Source organism: Paenibacillus cisolokensis (assembly GCF_050481165.1).
GTDB lineage: Bacteria > Bacillota > Bacilli > Paenibacillales > Paenibacillaceae > Paenibacillus_AH > Paenibacillus_AH cisolokensis.
Window position 1 is genome coordinate 22,297 of record NZ_JBCNFP010000064.1, and the last position, 22,279, is coordinate 44,575.

The 22,279-nt window shown below is 56.3% G+C and carries 20 protein-coding genes and 1 pseudogene; 9 read left to right on the plus strand and 12 right to left on the minus strand.

What is annotated here, in order from left to right:
• Positions 1-86 precede the first annotated feature (86 nt).
• Positions 87-566 (plus strand): hypothetical protein, encoded by a 480-nt coding sequence (locus ABEV74_RS11530; RefSeq protein WP_430146162.1) that lies wholly within the window; start codon positions 87-89, stop codon positions 564-566.
• A gap of 463 nt (positions 567-1,029) precedes the next feature.
• On the opposite strand, the gene ABEV74_RS11535 is transcribed toward ABEV74_RS11530, so the two are convergent.
• The gene (locus ABEV74_RS11535) at positions 1,030-1,269 is read right to left on the minus strand and encodes a hypothetical protein (protein ID WP_430146164.1); all 240 of its coding nucleotides are present in this window, start codon (positions 1,267-1,269) and stop codon (positions 1,030-1,032) included.
• A 145-nt stretch (positions 1,270-1,414) separates the two neighbouring features.
• Between ABEV74_RS11535 and ABEV74_RS11540 the strand changes: the two genes are divergently transcribed.
• Together ABEV74_RS11540 and ABEV74_RS11545 are read left to right on the plus strand one after the other, a co-directional pair.
• Entirely contained in the window at positions 1,415-1,951 is a 537-nt protein-coding gene (locus tag ABEV74_RS11540) for a hypothetical protein (RefSeq protein WP_430146166.1), read from the plus strand.
• Positions 1,952-1,963: 12 nt separating this feature from the next.
• Positions 1,964-2,605, plus strand: a complete 642-nt coding sequence (locus tag ABEV74_RS11545) for a hypothetical protein (RefSeq protein ID WP_430146167.1) — start codon at positions 1,964-1,966, stop codon at positions 2,603-2,605.
• A gap of 185 nt (positions 2,606-2,790) precedes the next feature.
• Here ABEV74_RS11545 and ABEV74_RS11550 read toward each other — a convergent pair whose 3' ends face one another.
• The gene (locus ABEV74_RS11550) at positions 2,791-3,696 is read right to left on the minus strand and encodes a D-2-hydroxyacid dehydrogenase (protein ID WP_430146169.1); all 906 of its coding nucleotides are present in this window, start codon (positions 3,694-3,696) and stop codon (positions 2,791-2,793) included.
• Positions 3,697-3,855: 159 nt separating this feature from the next.
• Here ABEV74_RS11550 and ABEV74_RS11555 point away from each other — a divergent pair, with 159 nt between their 5' ends.
• Positions 3,856-5,181 carry a D-alanyl-D-alanine carboxypeptidase family protein gene (locus tag ABEV74_RS11555; RefSeq protein ID WP_430146171.1) on the plus strand — a complete coding sequence of 442 codons (1,326 nt, stop codon included), beginning with the start codon at positions 3,856-3,858 and terminating at the stop codon, positions 5,179-5,181.
• Positions 5,182-5,208: 27 nt separating this feature from the next.
• Here the strand turns inward: ABEV74_RS11555 and ABEV74_RS11560 are convergent, their stop codons facing one another.
• From ABEV74_RS11560 to ABEV74_RS11575, 4 genes are read right to left on the minus strand one after another with little or no spacing between them, the layout of a single operon-like run.
• The gene (locus ABEV74_RS11560) at positions 5,209-5,874 is read right to left on the minus strand and encodes an ABC transporter permease (RefSeq protein WP_213530233.1); all 666 of its coding nucleotides are present in this window, start codon (positions 5,872-5,874) and stop codon (positions 5,209-5,211) included.
• Between the two features lie 20 nt (positions 5,875-5,894).
• A complete protein-coding gene (locus ABEV74_RS11565) occupies positions 5,895-6,782 on the minus strand; it encodes a glycine betaine ABC transporter substrate-binding protein (RefSeq protein WP_430146173.1) in 888 nt (295 codons plus the stop codon).
• A 12-nt stretch (positions 6,783-6,794) separates the two neighbouring features.
• Positions 6,795-7,454, minus strand: a complete 660-nt coding sequence (locus ABEV74_RS11570) for an ABC transporter permease (protein WP_430146175.1) — start codon at positions 7,452-7,454, stop codon at positions 6,795-6,797.
• Between the two features lie 2 nt (positions 7,455-7,456).
• Positions 7,457-8,602: an ABC transporter ATP-binding protein gene (locus ABEV74_RS11575; RefSeq protein WP_430146177.1), complete on the minus strand. Its 1,146-nt coding sequence runs from the start codon at positions 8,600-8,602 to the stop codon at positions 7,457-7,459.
• A gap of 264 nt (positions 8,603-8,866) precedes the next feature.
• On the opposite strand from ABEV74_RS11575, the gene ABEV74_RS11580 reads away from it, so the two are divergent.
• The 3 genes and pseudogenes from ABEV74_RS11580 to trhA all read left to right on the plus strand — a co-directional run bounded on the left by ABEV74_RS11580 (position 8,867) and on the right by trhA (position 11,378).
• The gene (locus ABEV74_RS11580; RefSeq protein ID WP_430146179.1) at positions 8,867-9,562 is read left to right on the plus strand and encodes a hypothetical protein; all 696 of its coding nucleotides are present in this window, start codon (positions 8,867-8,869) and stop codon (positions 9,560-9,562) included.
• 73 nt (positions 9,563-9,635) lie between these two features.
• Positions 9,636-10,337: pseudogene (locus ABEV74_RS11585) on the plus strand (pirin family protein); the annotation flags it as partial.
• Between the two features lie 396 nt (positions 10,338-10,733).
• Positions 10,734-11,378 carry a PAQR family membrane homeostasis protein TrhA gene (gene trhA, locus ABEV74_RS11590; RefSeq protein WP_430146181.1) on the plus strand — a complete coding sequence of 215 codons (645 nt, stop codon included), beginning with the start codon at positions 10,734-10,736 and terminating at the stop codon, positions 11,376-11,378.
• A 91-nt stretch (positions 11,379-11,469) separates the two neighbouring features.
• Here trhA and ABEV74_RS11595 read toward each other — a convergent pair whose 3' ends face one another.
• Complete coding sequence (locus ABEV74_RS11595) at positions 11,470-11,793, minus strand: helix-turn-helix domain-containing protein (protein WP_062491061.1); 324 nt, start codon at positions 11,791-11,793, stop codon at positions 11,470-11,472.
• Positions 11,794-11,969: 176 nt separating this feature from the next.
• Here ABEV74_RS11595 and ABEV74_RS11600 point away from each other — a divergent pair, with 176 nt between their 5' ends.
• The gene (locus ABEV74_RS11600; protein ID WP_160327763.1) at positions 11,970-12,119 is read left to right on the plus strand and encodes a hypothetical protein; all 150 of its coding nucleotides are present in this window, start codon (positions 11,970-11,972) and stop codon (positions 12,117-12,119) included.
• Here ABEV74_RS11600 and ABEV74_RS11605 read toward each other — a convergent pair.
• Positions 12,116-12,937: a lipase family protein gene (locus tag ABEV74_RS11605; RefSeq protein WP_430146184.1), complete on the minus strand. Its 822-nt coding sequence runs from the start codon at positions 12,935-12,937 to the stop codon at positions 12,116-12,118. The two genes, ABEV74_RS11600 and ABEV74_RS11605, sit on opposite strands and share 4 nt — an antisense overlap.
• Before the next feature lie 177 nt (positions 12,938-13,114).
• Here ABEV74_RS11605 and lacZ point away from each other — a divergent pair, with 177 nt between their 5' ends.
• Entirely contained in the window at positions 13,115-16,243 is a 3,129-nt protein-coding gene (gene lacZ / locus ABEV74_RS11610; protein ID WP_430146185.1) for a beta-galactosidase, LacZ type, read from the plus strand.
• A 35-nt stretch (positions 16,244-16,278) separates the two neighbouring features.
• Here lacZ and ABEV74_RS11615 read toward each other — a convergent pair whose 3' ends face one another.
• The 4 genes from ABEV74_RS11615 to ABEV74_RS11630 all read right to left on the minus strand — a co-directional run bounded on the left by ABEV74_RS11615 (position 16,279) and on the right by ABEV74_RS11630 (position 22,117).
• Positions 16,279-18,594 (minus strand): helix-turn-helix domain-containing protein, encoded by a 2,316-nt coding sequence (locus ABEV74_RS11615; protein ID WP_430146187.1) that lies wholly within the window; start codon positions 18,592-18,594, stop codon positions 16,279-16,281.
• Between the two features lie 107 nt (positions 18,595-18,701).
• Entirely contained in the window at positions 18,702-20,321 is a 1,620-nt protein-coding gene (locus ABEV74_RS11620) for an extracellular solute-binding protein (RefSeq protein WP_430146188.1), read from the minus strand.
• Positions 20,322-20,354: 33 nt separating this feature from the next.
• Complete coding sequence (locus ABEV74_RS11625; RefSeq protein ID WP_062491069.1) at positions 20,355-21,239, minus strand: carbohydrate ABC transporter permease; 885 nt, start codon at positions 21,237-21,239, stop codon at positions 20,355-20,357.
• Positions 21,233-22,117 (minus strand): ABC transporter permease, encoded by an 885-nt coding sequence (locus ABEV74_RS11630; RefSeq protein WP_082655522.1) that lies wholly within the window; start codon positions 22,115-22,117, stop codon positions 21,233-21,235. Before ABEV74_RS11630 ends, ABEV74_RS11625 begins: the two co-directional genes overlap by 7 nt.
• Positions 22,118-22,279: the final 162 nt, after the last annotated feature.

Below are 22,279 nucleotides of genomic sequence, written 5' to 3' on the forward strand. Positions count from 1 at the left end.
GAAAAAAGGTACAATGACCTAAGCGAATGCTGCCTGGGCTGCGGCAGCGAAAGACGTCGCGAGAAACAAAAGGATGGAGGCTCGGAATGATGGAAGCGAGCGGCGAGGCGCGGGACAACGAGACAACCCGCGATTTGTTTGCATTTGTGACAGGCGGCGCGGAAGCGGATCTTGAACGGCTGAGGGGGAACGGGTTCCCGCTTAAAGATGAGGATCGGATCGAATTCGAGCTGTACGGCCTGCGCGTATTTACCGCCGATTATTTGCTTTATATGTACGCGGCTTCGCCGGAACATCGGGCTCGGGTGAGCGGACCGTTGTTCGAGGAATTGAAACGTTGGGCCGACGAGCGGTGGCCGGGAGAGGGGATCGAAGCGATCGCCCAGCGCCTTTCGCTCTATGCGCATGCGGCCAGACAGCATGACGGGCACGCCGATGTCGCCATTATGAACCGGTTCTGCCGGCTATGCGGGCACGAGGAAGAAGCGTTCATGTCCAAAGTGCCGGAAGTGTTCCTCGGTTATTTGCAGACGGTACAGGCGGCGCTGGAAAGGCCGATGTCCTGAACGGCGGCTTGCTCGTTCGCCTGTCATGTTACGGTTGTTGGTCGGACGTATGACCTCGCAGTTGTCGCAATTTGGCCGTCCGAAGGGGGGACGGTGGCCGACTTTTAACGAACCTGGGGCTTCGCTATTCGGTCAAAATCAGGCAGTTGCAGATTGTAATGGAAGCAGGAGCCCTTATTTGGGCCGATGAGCGTCGTTTTCCCGACTCTTGGAGGCAATAATGGCGTTCAAACAGGGTCGATGTACTGAGCGTGGTTGGTCGATCGCAGCCCTCCCGAATTATGAGCTGTGATTCAAAAAAATTCTACTTCGATGAATTAGATCAGAGGTATCGCCTGACATAAAATCAAGAGGATGGAAAAGCTATTCACTTGATGCAACATTTTTCTGCCTCTAGGCGTCAAATAGTTAGAATATTCGAACTTGGCTTGCTAAACAACCTTAGAAACAACCTTGGAAAAGCTTATCGAAAAAAGGTCACAAATAAAGAAAGTAACACCATTAAAATAATAGTGCCCATGAAAAAATATCCGAATATTCGTAATGGTCTTGGCATACTTTTTAAGTCAATTTTTTTCGGTGGTCCGCCACCTTCGATTTGCTGCATTGGAAGTAGGTTTTCGTCAACATAATTCTGTTGCTCATGCCTTTCTGTTTCTGGTTGAGATTCATGAATCTTATATTCATTTTCTTTCTTACCCATACTTATCAAACTCCTTTAATGGTGGTATTAATTATATTATACACAAAATATAAACAAATTACCAAAATAGTTCTATTGAACCATTTACGGTTTGAGATGTGATTAGTAAAATTGGATATAACAAAATTTGGAAAGGAAGGGTATTATGGCTAAGAGAAGTAGTTTTTTGGTTGTTCCGTTGCTGCTTTGTATGTTCTTAGTCTCCTCATTGCCTTCGAGTTCCTTTGCAGAGAGTTCTAAGGAAAGTGAGATCGGAATCCAAGCTGTCAGATACGAGGATACTGACATTATTTCCGTCTGGAGGGTCACACAACAAGGTCATATTTATTCCCCAGTAAGTGTTACTACACTGGTTACAATTAATGCTAATGGCGTAGGATCGAATTATGTTGCAACATACCGTGAGGTTTATAGTCAGACATTTGCGAATTATTGGACTATTTATCCGAATGCTCAATTTGGCCCGGTGGAATTAGTGCTTCGTGGTTCAAGTGTTCCTTTGCCGAATAGAGGCACATACATCCATGATCCGGATTATAGGGTTGTTGGATTATACAATAATACACAACAAACGTATCCCGGTGCAGCCGAAGCAGCACCAGGTCGCGGTGTGTCTGGTTTCTTCGCTGGTTCTGGTGGTTACCAAATCGATAACACAGCTCAAGTCGATTTTACGTGGTAAGGAGGAATTCAAATGAAATTTAAAAAGCACATTATGATTGCATCTGTTGTAATCGCTGGTGCTTTAACTTTTGGGGTTCTATCAACATCTGCAATTGATCCGTTCACCTCAACAACTGATGACATAAAAAAGGAACTTGAGGAGAATAAAGGAATTGAAAAGAAGGCTCTGGTTATGGTCGGAGAAACACCCATTACAACTATCGACTTAGCCAACTATAAGTCCTATAAAAAAGTTGACAATGTCAAATCGTCTGATGAGGAGCTTTTGAAAGAATTAGTAATTGAGGAGTTATTCCTCCAACTGGCAAAAGAAAAAAATGTTTACGCAACATTTGAACAAGGAATGGCGGAAGCAAAAAAGAATCGACAAATTCTTGAAAGCCAGTCTCAACAAGTACAGGATGTACAACAAAAATTTATTGAATTAACTGGACTGACTGAAGAACAATATTGGACAGATTTAGCGCCTAAAGAGTATCAAAAGCTAATCTCAATGCAAAATCTCGTTAAGAAATTAGTTGAAGTTGGCGAATTGAAGCAATCAGAAGACCCTAATGAATTTGGAAAAGAATTGAGGGAGTATAAGGAGAAGCTCTTCAAAGCTCAACTGAACAAGAAGGTTAAAGTTCTCGACAGTAGCTTTACCTTTTAATCAAGTTTCGGATTGAGATTTTTGTATATGTAAAGGCTGGCTTTCGAGAATTTCTCGATAGTCAGCCCTTTTGATTTAATTTAATGCGATACTGCTTAAAGTAAGATCTACCTGCTTACCATATCCCGGGCGGGTCTAATAACGCCGCGAGTAGTCGACGACGTTGTGAACCGGCCGGCCGTCGCTCAAATACGCTTCGAGGTTGCGGACGAACAGCTCGACGATGCGCTCCTTGTACCGGTTCGTCTGGCCCGCCGTATGGGGCGTAATGATGACGTTGTCCATGCTCCATAGCGGGGATGGCCTTCCGGCAGCGGCTCGGGATCGGTGACGTCGAGGCCGGCGCCGGCGATCGTCCCTTCCCTCAAGGCTTCGACGAGCGCATCCGTATCGACGGTCGGCTCGCGTCCGATATTGAGGAAGCGGGCGGTCCGCTTCATGCGCCGGAAGGCGCCCGCGCCGAAGAGCCGGCGGGTGTCTTCGGTCAGCGGCAGCACGTTGACGACGAAGTCGCTTTCGGCGAGAACGCGGTCCAGCCCGGCAAGATCGGTCATGTCGTCGAAGCCTTCGGCGGGCCGGCCCGAACGGCGGACCCCGAGCGTGCGCATGCCGAACGCCCGTGCGATCCGGGCGAGCTGTCCGCCGATCACTCCCGCGCCGACGATGCCGATCGTCTGTCCGTTCAGCTCGCCGTACGTTCCCGAAGCGTCCCACCCGCCCTTGGCCTGGTTGCGGATGGCGGTGTGAACGTTCCGGGCGAACGCCAGCATCATCGCGAAGGCGGTCTCCGTCATCTGGATCGGGTGGATCCTGCTCGCATCGGTCAGGACGACGCCTCTGGCTATCAGCGCGTCAAGCGGCAGCTTGTCTACGCCGGCCGACCAGGCCTGGACCCATTTCAGCTTCGAATCCGGCCGCAGCCCTTCCGTTTCCACCGCCGGACACCAGCCGCATATCACTTCGGCCTCGCGGAATAAGACGGGATCGAGCTCGGACGGCCGGCCGAACCGGATCGACCACCCCGGGGCAGCTTCCCTGATTTTGGCTTCCTGTTCCGGCGTCAAGCCGTGCATGCATATCATGTTCCGCATACGATCAACCTCCTGTTCTATCGCCATTGTACCAAAGTTCGGCCGTGCAAGTCCCTTGCGAATTGACGAGCCCTTTGCGGCTGTGCTACGCTGGAAACGGTTTAATGAACAATTTGTATCGGAAAGGGCGGGCAAGCGGTGAAAGGATTCGGAACGGGCATGGCAAAAGGCGCAATGCTGCTGGCAATGCTCTTTCTTCTTATATATCTGATTTTGCCTGGGGCGGCGGCGACGGCTCAGGAGGAAGGGACGGCGGACGAGGCGCAGGAGCAGGGGGCGGAGGGCGAAGCCGGGGAGACCGGCAGCGACGGGCCGCCATGGACGGAGCAAGCCGCGGGGCAGGCGGAACCGCCGGACATTTCGGCCGAATCGGCCGTCCTGATCGATGCGCGAAGCGGGGCGGTCCTTTACGCGAAAAATCCGGACGAGCCGCTTTATCCGGCCAGCATTACGAAAATTGTGACCGGCATTATCGCTTTGGAGGTTGCCGATCCCCAGGATATCGTCACCGTTTCGAAGGAGGCGCGGCACGAGGACGGCACCCGGGTATATTTGGCGGAAGGGGAGCAGCTGACGATGGAACGCCTTGTCTACGCCCTGATGCTCAATTCCGGCAACGATGCGGCCACCGCAATCGCCGAGCATATCGACGGGTCGAAGGAGGCGTTCGCCGAGCGGATGAACCGTTTCGTGAAGGAGACGGTCGGTACGAAAAACACCGTATTCAAAAATCCGCACGGGCTTCCCGATCCCGAGCAGCATACGACGGCTGCGGATATGGCACTTATCGCCCGGTACGCCATGCAGAACGAGTCGTTTCGGCGAATTGTCGGCACCCCAAGCATGCCCTGGAGCGGCGAGGAATGGGAATCCCGGCTCGTGAATCACAACAAGCTGCTCGGAACGTACGAAGGTGCGACAGGGGTCAAAAACGGCTATACGAACGACGCCGGTTTCACGCTTGTCGGCTCCGCGGCGCGCGGTGATATGGAACTGATCGGCGTCATCATGAAGGCGCCGAACGACAAGGCGCTGTACGACGATATGACCGCGATGCTCGACTACGGGTTCGCCAGCTTCGAGCCGATGCGCCTGTTCTCCGAGGGCGAGCAGTATCCCTATCTTGCGACCGGCGAAGATCCCCGTTTTCAGGCCGATGAAGACATATGGGCGGTCGTGCCGAAGGGAGAGACGCCCGAACTGTCGGTCGGCGAAGACGGCAGCATAACCGTGAAGACGTCCGGCGGCGAAGCGGTCGCAGGCAAGCTGAGACCGCTGGAAACCGCGGCAGCGGCCTCAGCCGCTCCGGAAGCGGGCGCCGCTGCCGGCGGAGCGGCGGACGAGCCGGCCCGTTCCGTCTGGAAGAACGGCTTCATGGTATTGTGGCTGCTGCTCAACGTATTTATCGCCTGGATTGCGAGACGCCTCTACGTCCGGGCGCGAACCCGCAAAATGGAATACGCCCAGAAATATTGGCGCAAATAAACGAATTCGAACACAATAGACCGCAAGTTAATTGCCGGATTTGCGGTTGTCGAGCCGCAGCTTGCGCTGCAGCCCGCCCAGCACGATATCGGTGGCGATCGCGAGCAGCGCCGCCGGGATCGCTCCGGCATAAATGCGCAGCGAATTCTGGTTGTTGATTCCCGCGTAGATTTCCCGTCCCAGGCCGTCTCCGCCGACGAGCGGCGCGATCGTGACGACACCGATGGCGATGACGGCGGCGATCCGCACGCCCGACATCAGATAGGTAAGGGAGAGCGGAAACCGGACCTGAAACAAAATTTGCAGCGGACTCATGCCGACGCCGCGTCCCGCTTCCACATAGCTCGCATCGATCTGCTGCAGTCCGACGCAAGTATTGCGCACAATCGGATTGAGCGAATAGAGAAATAGTCCGACGATAACCGTATCGGAGCCGAGCCCGAGCCAGAGCATGAGCAGCACGAGCATGGCGAGCGACGGCAGCACCTGCAAAATGTTCGTCGCCGTCAGCACGATTTTGGCCGCCGCGGGATAGTGCGCGCACAGCACGCCGAGCGGCACCCCGGCCAAAAAGGCGAGCCCTGTGCCGGTCAGCACCATGCCGACATGCTGCCAGAAGTATTCCCACAGCATGCCGGCATTGCGCCCCATATAATCGAGCAGATCCATGATCGTCAAATGATTCGCTTCCATTTCGGTTCCTCACCCCGCTTTTATTGCAGCAAGCCGTTTTTTTTCAAATAGGCGAGCGCGACTTCGCGTTCGCTTTTCTTTTCGATGTCCACTTCGTAGTTGAGGTCGATCATCGTCTGTTCGTCGATCGTTCCGGTCAGTTCGGATATCGCCTGCACGACTTCCGGATGCTTCTCGGCCAGATCGTTACGGATGACCGGGGAAGCGTCGTACGGCGGGAAAAATTGCTTGTCGTCCCGCAGCGTTGTCAGGCCGTAAGCCTTCAGTCGGGAATCGGTCGAATAGGCGAGCACGATGTCGACCTGCCGCTGCGCTACCGCCTGATAGACGAGGCTTTGCTCCATCGGATACGTATTGCCGAACTTTATGCCATAATATTTGGAAAATGCCGGGTAACCGTCGGCCTCGCGTTCCAGCCATGTCGTGTCGACGCCGAGTCTGAGGCTGCCGGCGTCCGGCTTCACGTCGGAGATGCTCTCGTAGCCGCGCTCCTCGGCGAGCGCGCCGCGGACGGTAAAGGCGTACGTATTTTCGAAGCCGAGCGGGTCGAGCCATTTGAAATCGAAATAGCGGTCAAACCCTTCCTTGGCTTGCCGCAACACTTCTTCCCGGTCTTTCGTTTCCTCGAACGGAAAGTGGTTGTTGAAGATTTCGCCCGTATAAAGTGTCGAAATTTGCAGATCGTTCCGTTTCATCGCCTGAATGACCACCGTGCTGGACGCCAGGTCCGGAATGACGCGCGCTTCCAGGCCGGTTCTGTCCTCGATCAGCGCCTTGTACATTTCGGCCAATATTTTCGCTTCGGTGTAGGTTTGGGCGCCGATGACGATTTGACCGGCGGTGCCGCATCCGGTCAGCGCGGCGAGCAGCAGCAGGACGGCCGCGATAAGTGCGAATCTCTTCCTCATGCGCGTTCTCCCTTACGTCGTGATCCGGCTCGTAGGCCGGTATTTTCGGATCAGCCGCCGCTCCATGAGCCCGAGCAGCGCATCGGCCGCAAGCGCCAACGCAATGGCGCCGAGGGCGCCGGTCACGATCAGTTCGGGCTTGTTGACGCCCATCCCGGAAACGATCAGCTGCCCGAGGCCGCCGGCGCCGATCAGGGTGGCAAGGGTCGCCCAGCTGATGATATAGACGGTCGTAATCCGGATGCCCGACATGATATAGGGCAGGGCCAGCGGCAGCTGTACGCTCATAATGCGTTGAAACGCGCTGAGGCCCATGCCCCGGGCCGATTCCAGCACATGGGGATCGACCGACAAAAAACCGTCGTACGTATTGCGCAGAATCGGCATGATGGCGTACAGCAGCAGAGCGACGACGGCGGGCTTCACCCCGATCCCCATCAGCGGGATGAGAATGGCGAGCAGAGCCAGCGACGGCAAGGTCTGAAACAGGTTGGCGACGAAGAACACGACGCTGTTTAGCCACGATATGCGATTGTAGACAAGGGCAATCCCTAGCGGAATCGCGACGAGACTGCCGAGCGCCACGGCCATAAACGAGATGGTCAAGTGCTCCTGCAGCGCCGTTGCGATGTCCGCCCATCGCTCGCGAAAGAAACCGGTCCATCCGTCCATCGTTACACCTCCCTTGCCGGGCTGGTCGCGGGCATCACATCGGCCAGATGGCGCACGACGCTGCCTCTCGTAATGAGCCCGACGAGCCGGTTGCGATCGTCTACGACGGCGAGATTGGACAGCTGGTGGCGATTGAGCAGTTCCACGGCGGCGGTCAGCGGCGAACCGGTTTTGACCGAATAAAGGACGGGCCGCATCACATCGGCTACCGTCTTGTTTTCCTCGCCGTATTGATCGAGCACCTGATAGATGGAAACGATCCCTTGGAGATGGTTGTCGCGGTCGACGATAAACAGCGAGTCGACTTTGCGCTGCTCCATCAGCCGGATCGCTTCGGCCAGTCCGCGGGTCGGGAAGGCGGTGACGGGCTTTCTGACCATGACCTCGTCGACCGTCGGGATTTCGTACAGGCTGTCCGGCATCAGCCGCTTCTCGCCGATGAAGGTCCGGACGAAGTCGTTCGCCGGATGGCGCAATATCGTTTCCGGCGTGCCGGTCTGCACGATTTGGCCTTCCTTCATCAGGACAATCGTGTCCGCGATTTTGAGCGCTTCGTCCATGTCGTGCGTAACGAAGACGATCGTTTTGCGAAGCTCCTGCTGCAGCCGGATCAATTCGTCCTGAAGCTGCTCCCGGCTGATCGGGTCCAGCGCGCTGAACGGTTCGTCCATCAGGATGATGTCCGGGTCGGCCGCAAGCGCCCGGATGACGCCGATCCGCTGCTGCTGCCCGCCGCTCAGTTCCGAAGGATACCGGTCCCGGTACGTTTCCGGGGGCAACCCGACAAGCCGCATCAGTTCGTCGATCCGCCGGTTGATTTTGTCGGCATCCCACTTTTTCAGCCGGGGGACGATGCCGACGTTTCTGCCGATGGTCATATGCGGGAACAAGCCGATGCTCTGGATGACATAGCCGATGTTCCGCCGCAGCTTGACCGGATCGATCTCGTTCACGTTCCGCCCGTTGATGAGCACTTCGCCGCTCGAAGGCGAAATGAGCCGGTTGATCAGCTTCATCGTCGTCGATTTGCCGCAGCCGCTCGGTCCGATCAGAACCGTAATTTCGCCTTTCTTCATCTCCAGGTTGATGTTCTTCAGAGCATGAAAACCGTCTTCGTAAACTTTGTTGACGTTGTTCATGACGATCACGATGGGCCCCCCTTTCTTCAATGTAGTTATATAAACGAAAGCAGTACGGTTGAAACGGTGCAGGAGATAAATAAGCTGACATAACGAAAGACGTTACTGTGCAGCCCGTACGGGCGACAAGTAACGCCTACCGGTTGTCAGTCAGACGATCAGTTAAAGTATGACCAGTTTTACCGAATTCATCCGCAAATGCGGCCGGTATGAGAAGCGGTCCCCTTTTCGCATAATGAATGAGGTAGAGCAAAAACGTAAGGAGGTCTGGATATGACGGCCGGGAGCGCACCCCTGCTGAACATTTACTTGCTGGCGGGCGTGAAAACGCCGGTTGCGTCGTTTGCGGAATGCTGCCGCAAGCTGGATGCGCTGTTTCGAGAAGAGGGAAGGGAGCCGCGTATTTTTGTGTTGATGCCTTACGGCGATTATACGAGACGTCTGCTTCGTCAATTGGCCGAAGTTTCGACCGATGTGCCGTACCGTTCCGTGCTTGGCCGGGTCGGCGGCAGGACGGCGGCCGATTTTATCCGGTCGACATACCGGTCCGGACCTTTGCTGCTGATCGGCCACAGCGGTGGCGGCGCGGCCGCCTATCAGGCCGCACGCATGCTTCCCGACGTAAGCCGGCGCGGCGATGTGCGGATCGTTCAGATCGGGTCGCCCAAGGTGCCGATCGATCCGTCGTTTCGTGACCGGGTCGGTTATTTTTACGCGATCGACGCGGATGGGCGAACCGCCGACCGGATCAGCCGCCTCGGAAGCTGGGGAGGCTGGAGAAGAGGCCGGTATGCCTTGCCCCGGTGGGATCGGATGAAATTCGCTCCGGGGCTTGTCGAGGGATTGCCGGTGATGGGCGGGCATGCGGACTACTTTCGTCACGAACCCGATTTTACGGACGCCGATTCGATATGCAATCTGGACAAGACGATACGGGTAATTCGTTCCTGGTTGAAAGATTGGGGGTGATCTTTTACACTGGGATTAGAGGCTGGCTGCGCCGCAAGCGGCAACGGCTCTGCCCGATGGGAGGGAGTAACCGGTGATCGACATCAGAAGATCGGACGCCAAATACAAGCGCGACGCAGGCTGGCTGAAGAGCAGCGCGAGCTTCTCTTTCGGCGAATACTATGATCCGAGCAACCGCTTTTTCGGTCCTTTGTGCGTGTTCAATGACGACAAGGTGGCGGGGAGACACGGCTTCGGCGCGCATCCGCATCGCGAGATGGAAATCGTGACGGTCGTGCTGAAGGGTCAGCTTAAACATTCGGACAGCGCCGGGCATACGGCTGTTACCGCGTTCGGCGGGGTGCAGCGGATGAGCGCCGGCACAGGCATCATTCATTCGGAGGTTAACCCGGGCGATGAAGAGACCGAGCTGCTGCAAATCTGGTTCGTGCCGGATACGAAGCGGCTCTCGCCCTCGTACGAGACGGCCCGTTTCGATCCCGCGGCGGCCCATAACCGGCTGCTGCCGATCGTATCGAACCGCCCGGCCGCGAACGTTGCGCATATCCATCAGGATTTGACGATGTATTACGCCGATTTGGATGCCGGCGCCTCCGTTTCCTGTACGCTTGCGCCGGGCCGCCTGGCGTTTCTCTTCATCATCGAAGGCGCGGTTTCGCTGAACGGCGAGCATGCGCTCGGAAGGCGCGACGAGGCCCGGATATCGGATACGGCGGAGCTTGAGCTGCGCTGCGGCGGCGCCGGCGGGGCGCAGCTTCTGCTGATCGACTTGCCGCCGTCGGCGAACCGGGAAGAACCGGCGGCACAACCGGCCCCGGCGGCCGGCCCCCGTTCGAAACTGCTCGTCAAGCTCGTTACCGGCCAACTGCTTATCGATACCGATGAGCGGAACTATCCGTTTTCGGTCGAGCCGTCGGGAGACGGCTGGCTCGTTACGATCGAAGGAATCCGGGATGCGGATGCGGCGCGTCTGGCCATCCATCTGAACGAGTTGAATCTGTTTTATTTCGAGTACGCGCAGGACGGCGGTTCGCTGCAAAAATACTGGTTGTACGATAAAGACGAACCGGGGTTTGTCTACGATCGCGACAATCGGCGCGCGTCTATCACGCTCGATTCCCGGGTGGCGTATTCGAACGATAAAGTATAGGCTCCTGGGAGGGGATTCGAGATGGCCAATACGCATGTTTACACCAGGCGGGAAGAAACGGCCAACGCGATCACGCACGGCATCGGGGCGGGGCTGAGCGTTGCCGCTCTCGTGCTGCTCATCGTGTTCGCGGCAACGAAAGGAACGGCGCTGCATGTCGTCAGCTTCACGATTTACGGATCGATGATGCTGCTGTTGTACCTGATGTCGACGCTCGTGCACAGCTTTCCGGAAGGGCGGGCGAAGCGAATATTCGAGGCGCTGGATCATTCCTGCATCTACTTGTTTATCGCGGGCACCTACACGCCGATTCTGTTCCATGTCGTTCAAGGGGCGCTCGGCTGGGCGTTGTTCGGCGTCGTCTGGGGGGCGGCCGCCGCTGGAGTCGTGTTCAAATCGATGTACGCCTCGAGGTTTCTGTATACGTCGACGCTGCTGTATATCGCGCTCGGCTGGCTTATCGTATTCGCCTGGAAGCCGCTGACCGTCCATCTGGCGCCGCAAGGATTGTCGCTGCTTATCGCCGGAGGCGTGCTCTACACGGTCGGCACCGTGTTCTATATGTGGCGAAGCTTCCCCTATCATCACGCTGTCTGGCATCTGTTTGTGCTCGGCGGTTCCGTTACGCATTTTTTCGCCATCCTGCTTTATGTATTGCCGGCTTGACTAGCAAGGCTCTCCCAGGCATCGAACGATGACTCCGGGAGAGCCTGTTTGGCATTCTTTGAAATGTTTCATTTACGCTTCGGTTTATAGGTTACGATTCTTTGCGTTTGGCGATCCATTTGCGGTAGAGCTTCAGGCTTTCGTCCAGGTAAGCCGTTTCCTCCTCGGTCAGTCGTTCGCGGATGTTCGGTTCCGCTTTGCCCGCCTGGGCCTGGTCGTACATTTCGCGTCCCAGCAAGTAATCGACAGAAACATTGAACAAATTGGCCATTTGAACTAACATTTGTAAATCCGGTTCGTTAATGTTATTCTCGTATTGGGAAATTGTGGATTTTGCGACGTTTAGTTTCGCTGCCAGCTGTTCTTGCGTCCAGCCTGATTTTTTGCGCAGCTTTCTCAGTTGTGCTCCGATCATGGCCAGTCCTTCTCTCTCGCATCCGTTGTTTTTCTATCATTTTAACCTGACGTGTTCGTTTAGGAGGAATGCCGGTCACGAATTTCACGATACATGTATTTTCCTTGTGAAAATACAAAATATACTGTAAAATAAGTTCATGAAACATGAACTGACGAAATGGAGAGTGATGGATAATGATGATTCCCTATAACAATCCGTGGTTTTTCTTCATTTTGCTTCCACTGCTTGCCGTCCTGCTGTTGGTCGTCGAGCTGAATTCGTGGAGGAAAGAGAAGAAGGAGCAGGAGAAGCCAGGGGAGGAACGCGAACATTCGGCCGATTAACGGCCGCGCATCCCCGTTCTTCGCGCGCCGCTCTGCACGCCGGGACACCAGCCCGGGGGATAGGCGCACAGTGCCGCGGCGAAGGCAGGATCGTCCTTCGCCAGATCGCTGAAATAATTGCCGAGCACGTGGTTGCCGGAGATGGTGCCGGTTTGGAACGAGCGTTTCACCTTGCCCCGTACATGCATATAATATGATTTTTGATTCGTGCGGGGACTGGAGTAAACGATCGGCGGGAGATGGGGGATCATATCGAATTCGTTCTGAATGCGGTAATGGCAGGCTATCGTTTTGTTGTACTTTTTGACAAACGCCGGATTCCCGACCCGGGGAGCGGCGAACGTATATACTTTCGGATTGCGGAACCCGGTATTCTCGGAGATGTCCAGCGCGGCGAGCGTGGCAAGCGCGCCGCCGAGACTGTGCCCGGTGATGAACAGCGGCTTGTTCGCGGGCAGCCGCGCAAGCCGGCCGAGCAGCGTTTCGCGGATTGACTTGTAGATATCGGTGAATCCGCGATGCGTCAATCCGGCTCCCTTGACCGGGAAATAGTCGGTCTGGTCGGCGATCAGATCGGACGCCCAGTCTTCGGCCGAGCCGGTTCCCCGGAACGCGGCAATGAAGGAGTTGTCCGATTCGATAATAAAACCGAACCGTTCCCTCGTTCCGGCGTAAGCCTTGCCGTCAAACGTGCCGACAGCCGAATACCCTTTGGGCACGAGAAACCATCCCTCGGGATGGTTGAACTGCGAGTAGGTTTGCCCGCATACCGCCGCAAGAAACAGAGCGCTTCGAATGTTCAAACCCGCTTTGCCCATCTTTTCGTCCCTCCGCAACCTCCGTCGTCACATTCACCATATTGTATGAAGGCAAAAGCCGAAGAGGAACTGCTGAAAATCGTTACAGTCCTGCGAATATGTTTTCATTTCAAGGGAAGGCCGGATGTAATACACTTTGGGATGTAAAACGATATTCGAAGGAAAGAAGGTGCCGTATTGGCCAGCAAATTCGTTTATGTCCCGCCGGCGAACGGCTATCCGGAGTGGAACAACAACCCGGATATTTTTCAATTGAACCGCCTTCCCGCCCATGCGGACACGATTTCCTACGAACATGTCCAGGATGCGCTGAAGGGCGATCCGTCGGCCTCCTCCCGGTATCAAAGCCTGAACGGAAACTGGAAATTCAGCTTTGCCGAAACGCCGGACAAGCGGATCGCCGATTTTTACCGCAAAGATTACGACGCTTCGGAATGGGCGGAAATTCCGGTTCCGTCGCATTGGCAATTTGAAGGCTATGATTACCCGCATTATACGAACATTCGCTACCCGTGGCAGGACAAGGAAAATATCCGGCCGCCGTTCGCTCCGACCGCCTACAATCCGGTAGGCTCGTATATCCGGACGTTTACGGTGCCGGAATCGTGGCAGGGCTCGCCGGTCTACATCAGCTTCCAAGGCGTCGAATCGGCCTTCTATGTCTGGGTGAACGGCGATTTTGTCGGCTACAGCGAGGATACGTTTACGCCGGCGGAATTCGATATTACGCCTTATTTGACGGCGGGCGACAATAAACTGGCGGTCGAGGTATACCGCTGGTGTGACGCCAGCTGGCTGGAGGACCAGGATTTTTGGCGGCTGAGCGGCATTTTTCGCGATGTCTATCTGTATTCGAAGCCGGCCGCCCATCTGTTTGACTATACCGTCCGCAGCGAGCTCGACAGAAGCCTGACGACCGCCAGACTCAAGATCGACGCCGTCGTCGGCAATTACGACGCGCTTCTCTCCGAGACGGTGACGGTCGAGGCGATGCTGTACGACGCGGACGGCCTGGCGGTGCTGAACGAGCCGCTGACGATGGCGGCCAGGCTCGCCGGACAAGCCGAGGTGCGCGTATCGGGCGAGACGGTCGTCCGGCAGCCGCTGCTGTGGAGCGCCGAGCAGCCGAATTTATACCGGCTTGCGCTGACGCTGAAGAGGGCGGACGGTACGCCGCTCGAAACGGTCGGCTGCCGGATCGGCTTCCGCCGTTTCGAGATCGAGGACGGCGTCATGAAGCTGAACGGCAAACGCATCGTGTTCAAGGGCGTCAACCGCCACGAATTCCAGTGCGACCGCGGCCGCGCGATCGACCGGGAGACGATGGTGACGGACATCAAGCTGATGAAGTCGCACAATATTAACGCGGTCCGCACGTCGCATTATCCGAACCGGAAGGAATGGTACGATCTGTGCGACGAGTACGGGCTTTACGTCATCGACGAGGTCAATCTGGAGACGCACGGGCTGTGGCGGTACGGCCAGCAGGAAGAGGAGGACACCCTCCCCGGAAGCAAGCCGGAATGGACGGCCAATGTGATCGACCGGTGCCGTTCGATGTACGAGCGCGACAAAAACCATCCGTCGATTCTGATCTGGTCGCTCGGCAACGAATCGTTCGGCGGGGAAAATTTTATCCGGATGCGGGATTTCTTCCGCGAAAGGGATTCGTCCCGGCTCGTCCACTACGAAGGAACGTTCCATCACCGGGCGTACGACGCGGCATCGGACATCGAAAGCGTCATGTACGTCCAGCCCGACCTTGTGGAGCGCTATGCGCTCGGACCGGCGAAGAAGCCGTACATCCTGTGCGAATACAGCCATGCGATGGGCAATTCCTGCGGCAATCTGGACAAATATACGCGCCTGTTCGACCGTTACGACGTCCTGCAGGGCGGCTTCATCTGGGATTGGGTCGACCAGTCGATTTTGACCCGGACGGCCGACGGCACCGCGTATCTGGCCTATGGCGGCGATTTTGGCGATACGCCCAATGACGGCAATTTTTGCGGCAACGGACTGCTGTTCGGGGACCGGACGGTAACGCCGAAGCTGGCCGAAGTCAAAAAATGCTACCAGAACGTCGACATCGTCCCGGCCGACTGGAGCCGCAGCGAATACCGCGTCACGAACAAGTTTCTGTTCACGAATCTGGATGCGTTCGATTGGGTATGGGAGCTGTCCCGGGACGGCGAGATCGTGGAGCGGCAGACGGGGTGCTTCGCGGTCGCGCCCGGCGAGAGCGCGCTCGTGCGGCTGCCGTTCGATACGGCGCCGTCGGCCGGAAACGAATATATCGTGACGATCAGCCTCCGCCTGAAGGAAGCGGCCGGATGGGCCGACAAAGGGCATATCGTCGCGTTCGAGCAATTCTGTCTGCCGACCGTCTCCGCGGCCGCGGCAGTCGCGATGGAGAGCGAAAAGAACGAAGATCCGCTTGCGGCGGAAGAGCGGGACGGACGGCTTATAGTGGCGGGCAGCGGCTTCGAAGCGGCATTCGATCCGGAGACCGGCGACTGGGTGTCGTACCGGCTCGGAGGACGGGAGCTTCTGTGCGAGGCGCCTCGCCCCAACTTCTGGCGGGCATGGACAGACAACGACCGCGGCAACCGTCTGCACGAGCGAAGCGCCGTCTGGCGGCAGGCGAGCGAAAGCGGCGAGCGGTCGCTTGCCTGCCGCCGGTTCGGCCAAGACGGGTCGATCTCGATCGTCCAGCAGTGGCTGCTGCCGACAGGCGTGCCGTCGCGTTTCGAAGTCCGCTATACGATCCGAAGCGGCGGGGAAGTCGAAGTGAAAGGGACGCTCTATCCCGGTTCGGCGGCATTGCCCGAAATACCGGTCGTCGGCATGCTGTTCGTGCTGGACGGCGGCCTGGACCGGCTGACCTGGTATGGCCGGGGACCGCACGAAAATTACTGGGACCGCAAGAGCGGCGCTCCGGTCGGCATCTACAGCGGTACGGTACGGGAGCAGTTCGTTCCTTACTTGAAGCCGCAGGAATGCGGCAACAAGACCGATGTCCGGTGGGCGGAGCTCCGCGGCGGCTCGGGAGCGGCGCTAAGGTTCGCAGGCGTTCCGCTGATCGAGTTCAGCGCGCTTCCCTATACGCCGGACGAGCTGGAAGCGGCCAGCCACGCCTATAAGCTGCCGGACTCGAACCGAACGGTCGTGCGTATCAGCGGCCGGCAGATGGGCGTCGGCGGCGACGACAGCTGGAGCGCCCGGACGCATCCGGAATATACGCTGTATGCAAGCCGGCCGCATACGGTCTCGTTTATCGTCAGCGGGCGGCATGCCGGCGCGTAAGCCGCGCCGCAGAGCCGAGGAGCGGGCGATGAAGCTCAAGTCCCCGAATTGGTGATGTTGCGGTATTGAATCGGCGTTACGCCTTCGTTTTTCTTGAATTTGCGAATAAAATTCGTCGAATCGACATAGCCGACCTCAAGCATGATATCTTTCAGCTTGAGGTCGGTTGTTTTCAGCAGCCGTTTCGCCTGGCGCATGCGCAGTCCGTCGATATAGCGCATCAGGGATTCACCGGTCTGGTCCTTGAAGAAGCGCGTGGCGTACGAAGGCGATATCCCGAACTGCTCGGCGATCGATTCCAGCGTGATCGAATGATCGGTATAATGGTCGTCGATATAGGCTTTCATCCGGTTCAGCAGCTCGATGTTTTTGCTTTCTTTCTGCCCCGCGATGAAGCGGCATACGTTGCGGCAAATGTCCGTCACGAGCCGCTCGAGCTCCTCGATCGTTTCGAAATGGGGGACGAACAGCCGCTCCAGCGCTTCGCTCATCGCCTCGTCAAGCTCGATATCGAGCTCGATCAGCGTTTTCGCGATATTGTTGACGATATCGAAACAGATGTACTCGGCCGCCCCGATCGGCATATTGTTCTCCGGGATGTGCCCGAACGCTTGCCGCACCGTCTCCTCGACCGCCTGGCCGTCGCCCTGCCGGATCGCCCGGACGAGCCGTTCCACCGTTTCCACCGGATACCACCGGTCTTTGCGGTTCGCCTGCTCGATGTCGCGAAAGAAAATAACCTGATTCCCGCCCTTGACGAGACGGTAGCGCGCGGCATGGCTCGCTTCGATGAACGACCGCGAGACGGCCGTGAAGTCGCTGCAGATGCTGCCGATGCCGGTTGTCACCGTAAACCGGAAATATTGATGGAAAATTTGCTTCGCCTCCATGGCCAGCTCGCGCAGCACTTCCTCATCGTCGAACCCTTCGTTCAAGTTGATCAGAAACACGATGCTGCGCCCGTCGACCAGCTCGACGCCGAAGCCGTGGCCGGCTTCCACGGACAGCTCCTCCAGCACTTTGACCAGGCTGTATTTCAGCAAATTTTGCATCGAATCCGAATTGTCCTGGCGAAATTTGTCATAATCGTCGATCAGAAACAGCAGGACGGCAAAGTAGGGGCGGTCAAGACGCAAATTGGAGAAATGGAGCATATCTTCCCATTCCTCCCGCGTTTTGAACTTGCCTTTGATCAGCGAAAGCAGCACCTGCTCCCGCAAGGCGTTCGCCTGGCTGTGCAGCCGGTGAATCAGCCCTTCTTTCTCCTTGGCCATCTGCACGACGGCGGTGGAAATATAATCGAGTTCGTCCGTTCCGCGCGCGTCCGGCAGGCCGTCGGCCTGATGCTGGCTGGAGACGATGCCCGCCAGCTTCTGCAGCGGCTTGTAATTGCGGATGGAGAAGGCTACCGCGAGGATGACGCCCAGGACGAAAACGACGGAGAAGGTGAAGTTGAACAGCAGCCGGGATTCGTCCACCTTGCGCATAATCTGGTCGGTCGGCATCAACGCGACGTAGCTGTAGCCGTATTTGGCCGAGATATGGCGGATCGCCGTATATTTGCGCCCGTCGAGCGAAACGTTGGCCATGCTCCAATCGCCGTCCATTGCCCGGAGCTGCTCCGGCACGGAATCGCTCCCGACGCCGGCATCGCCCTGGGCATATTCGTACAGCACTTCGTTATCCCCGTTCAGCAAGTACAGCATGCCGTTGTATTCCCCGAGCACATTCGCCGCCAGACTGTGAAACGCGCTCTCGTCGATCAGAAACATGGCGACGCCGTACGGGGAGTCCGAGCCCGAAGGCAGCGGGGAGAGATAGACGGCATACCGCTCGTCCACGACCCGGTTGTACCGGACCGTCTCGACCGGCCGCATGACCGGCGCGGTAAGCGACGCGCTGAGCCGGATAAAATCGTCCTTGCTCCAGCTTTCGAAGCGGAAGATGTCTTCAAAAAACAGATCGATGCCATACGTCCCGCTTGTCGCGTACAATTGCTCGGGCGTGCGCGCGTGAAAACGAATGACGATATCGTGAATGAACATATTGGTCGACAAGTATTGCTTCAATTCCTCAATCGCTTTGTATGGGCCGTACCCGTTCGCTGTCGCCATATAAGGAGTCAATTGCGCGTTTCGAGAAATTTGCAATGCCATTTGGTCCATTTCCAGAATGCGCTGGTCAAGCGTCTCGCGGAATTGATCGAGCGAAGCGATGGTGGCTCGTTCGACTTCATCGCGAAGCGTGTCCAAAAAATTGTTATAGACGACAACGCTCATGATCAACAGCAGAATAATCGTCAGCAAAATGTAGGAGAACAAATAGTTGTAAAATCGCTGACTTTTGATCATGGGTTAACAGGCCCCCTATTCTGCGATGTTTGGCAATCTGCGATGATGGCTTTCGCGCCAGCGGCCGGAAGGGCGCCTATGCCCCCCGGCCGCTCCGGTGTTTCCCGTCAACCTTGTTTAAAGCGCTCATAAGCGTTTTGGTAGATTTCCAGGTATCGTTTTAGCCCCATTTGGTCCAGCGTTTTCAAATATTGATCCCATTCGTCGAACGAAGCGCTGCCGGATACGAATTTCGCCTGCATTTCGGTGACAAAGCTGTTGATGTCCGCCCCGAGCGTGGCCATGTCGTCGTTCTCTTCCTCGGTGAAGCTGAAGGTCGGCCATATTTCTTCAGGGAAAAACGGTTTGAACCGCTCCGCGGCCGCGACCGATTCCGGCTGGCTTTCCGCGCCCTTGAAAAACCGCTGCTGAACGATGTTCGGATAACCGCCGCCCGGCCATACGACATATTTGATAAGCGCCTGCTCGAACGTGAGACCGTTCGGATTGTTCGTAATTTCTTCGGTATATTCGTATTCGCCCTTGTCGTTCACGACATACGATTTCCCTTCGAATCCCATAAAGAACATTTTGCTGCCTTCTTCGCCGTACAAATGGTCGATCCAGCGCACGGTCGCCTCCGGTTCCGGATTGCGGTCGGTAATGACGAAGGCGCCGGGCGAGGCGAGCGGCGAGCCGACGGCCGACCAGATTTGGTCGCCGTAAGGACCTTTCAGCGCCGTCGCGCCGATATAGTCCGTCTGGTTCATCAGCGTATAAGGGCTCGTCGTAATGGTCGCGCCGTATACGCCTTCGGCGCCGGTCGCATAGAACTGGTTCGCCTGAACGGTGAAAATATCCGAGGCGATCAGTCCTTCTTCATATAGCTTTCGGATGTACTGCAGCATTTCCTTGTATTTCGGATCGGCAGGAATGAAGCGGACATTTCCGCTTTCCGGATCGAGGTCGACGTTTGCGTTCCGGACGCCCCGGTTGCCAAGCCCCCATGCGCCTCGCAAATAGTTGATAAGCGGCGCGATGCCGACGCTTTGATACGGAATTTCGTCCTGCTGGCCGTTGCCGTTCGCGTCGTTCTCCTTGAACGCTTTCAGTATTTCGTAAAACTCGTCCGTCGTCTCCGGCTCCTTCAGGCCGAGATTGTCGAGCCAGCTTTTTTTGATCCACATTTTGGAGCCGGCGAGCACGGACGTAAATTCGGGATCGTAAATGGTCGGGAACGAGTATATATTGCCGTCGGGCATCGTCAGCCCGCTCTTCACTTCGGGATATTTCTCCAGGATCGCCTTCAGATTCGGGGCATGCTGTTCGATCAGGTCGTTCAGCTTGATGAATACGCCCTGCCGGCCGTATTTCAGCAGGTCGGCCGTCGGAATGGAAGCGGTGAAGAACGCGTCCGGATAGTCGCCGCCGGCGAGCATAATGTTGCGCTTCTCCGCCAGGTTGTCCGTCGGGATCATCTCCCATTCGATTTTGACGTTGGTCATCTTCTCGTACTCCTGCCAGAGCATCGTCTGACTCCAGTCCGGCGCCGTCGTCGGCGCTTTGCCGGCCACCATTTTGAGGGTAATCGGTTCGTTCACGATCGGCAGGCCCGTCGCGTTCAGATTGCCGGACGGCTCTTCGCCCGTCTGCGGCCCGGAAGACGACTCGCCGGAGCATCCCGCGATCAGCGACATCGACAGAACGGCGGCGACGGACATGCGGGCTAACGTTTTTAGCTTTTTCAAGAAAACTCCCCCCAGGAATCCATTATATCGTGATCAGCCTTTGATGGCTCCGATAACCATACCTTTGACAAAGTACCGCTGCAGGAACGGATACAGCAGGAGGACGGGCAGATTGGCGATAATGACGACCGAATATTTGATCGACTCGGCTTCCATGATCGTTCTGGCCAGCGATTCCTCGCTTGTCTGGATCATGTCCTGCATATTGCTCTGGATCAAAATCTCGCGCAGAATGAGCTGCAGCGGATATTTGGCCCGTTCGGTCAAATAGATCAGGGCGCTGAAGTACGAGTTCCAGTGCGCGACGCTGTAGAAGAGCGTCATGACGGCCAGTATCGGCAGCGAGAGGGGCAGCACGATCTTCAGCAAAATGCGGATATTGCCGCAGCCGTCCATCTGCGCCGATTCCTGCACTTCATGGGGAATGCTCTGCTGGAAAAACGTGCGCATAATAATGATGTTCCAGATGGCGACCGCGTTCGGAATAATAAGCGCCCACATCGTGTTGATCATGCCGAGGCTTTTGACGACCAGGTAAGTCGGAATAAGCCCGCCGCTGAAAAACATCGTAAAGACGAACAGCGCCGTGATAACGTTGCGCCCGTTGAAATCTTTGCGCGACAGCGGGTAGGCGGCCAGAATCGTCATGACGACGTTGACGGCGGTGCCGACGGCCGTATAGATGATCGTGTTCAGGTATCCCCCCAATATTTCTTTGTTCGCAAACACTTTCTCGTAACCGGTAAACGTCAGGTCCTTCGGCCAAAGCCACACTTCGCCGCCCACGACCGCCGACGGATCGCTGATCGACGCGATCGCGACGAAAAAAAGCGGATACAGCACGATGACAAGGACGAGCGCCAGCAGCAGATGGTTGATGAAATCGAAAATCCGGTCTCCCGTTGATGGCTTTACCATAGGCTGGTCTGCCCCACCTTTCTGGCGATAAAGTTGACGGTGACGAGCAGGATGAAGTTGACGACGGAATTGAACAGTCCGATCGCCGCGGAGAAGCTGTACTGCGCGCCGACGATCCCGCTGCGGTACACGTAGGTGGCGATGACGTCCGAGCTTTCCCGGTTCAGGTCGTTCTGCATCAAAAACACTTTCTCGAAGCCGACCGCCATGACGGAGCCGACATTCATAATAAGCAGAATAATGATCGTCGGCATGATGCCCGGCAGGTTGATATGCCAGATACGCTTGAGCCGGGAAGCGCCGTCCACTTTCGCCGCCTCGTGCAGCTGCGGGTCGATGCCTGTCAGCGCCGCCAAATAAATAATGGAGCTCCAGCCCATCTGCTGCCATACGCCCGAAAAGACGTACAGCGTCTTGAACCACGCCGGCTCGGTCAGGAATGAGACCGGTTCGCCGCCGAACATGCGAATGAGCATATTAATGAAGCCGGATTGCGGATCGAGAAAGATGAACAGCATGCCTACCAGGACGACCGTAGACAAAAAATGGGGCGCGTAAGTGACCGTCTGCACCGTTTTGCGGAAATATTTGCTGCGGACTTCATTGATCATCAGCGCGAGCAAGATCGGAATCGGAAAGCCGACGATCAGCTCGTACAGGCCGATTTCAAGCGTGTTGAGAATGAGCCGCTCGAAGTAATAACTGTTGAAAAATCGCTCGAAATGCTTGAAGCCGACCCATGGGCTATCCGTAATGCCTTTTGACGCAATGAAGTTTTTGAACGCGATCTGGACCCCGTACATCGGAACGTAGTGAAACATAATGTAGTAGACGATGACCGGAACGATCAGCACGTACAAATCCCAATTTTTCCGCATCGACTTCAAAGGACCGATTCACCTCTTTCTTGCAGGAATGATTTCGGCGGGACAGCCACGGCTTGAGGATAATGTAAAAGAAGAGGCGATCCTTGTACATCTGCAGTTTTTTTGCAATCGGCGAATTTTTACATTTTTACATCGGCAAGTTTATCGGCTAAA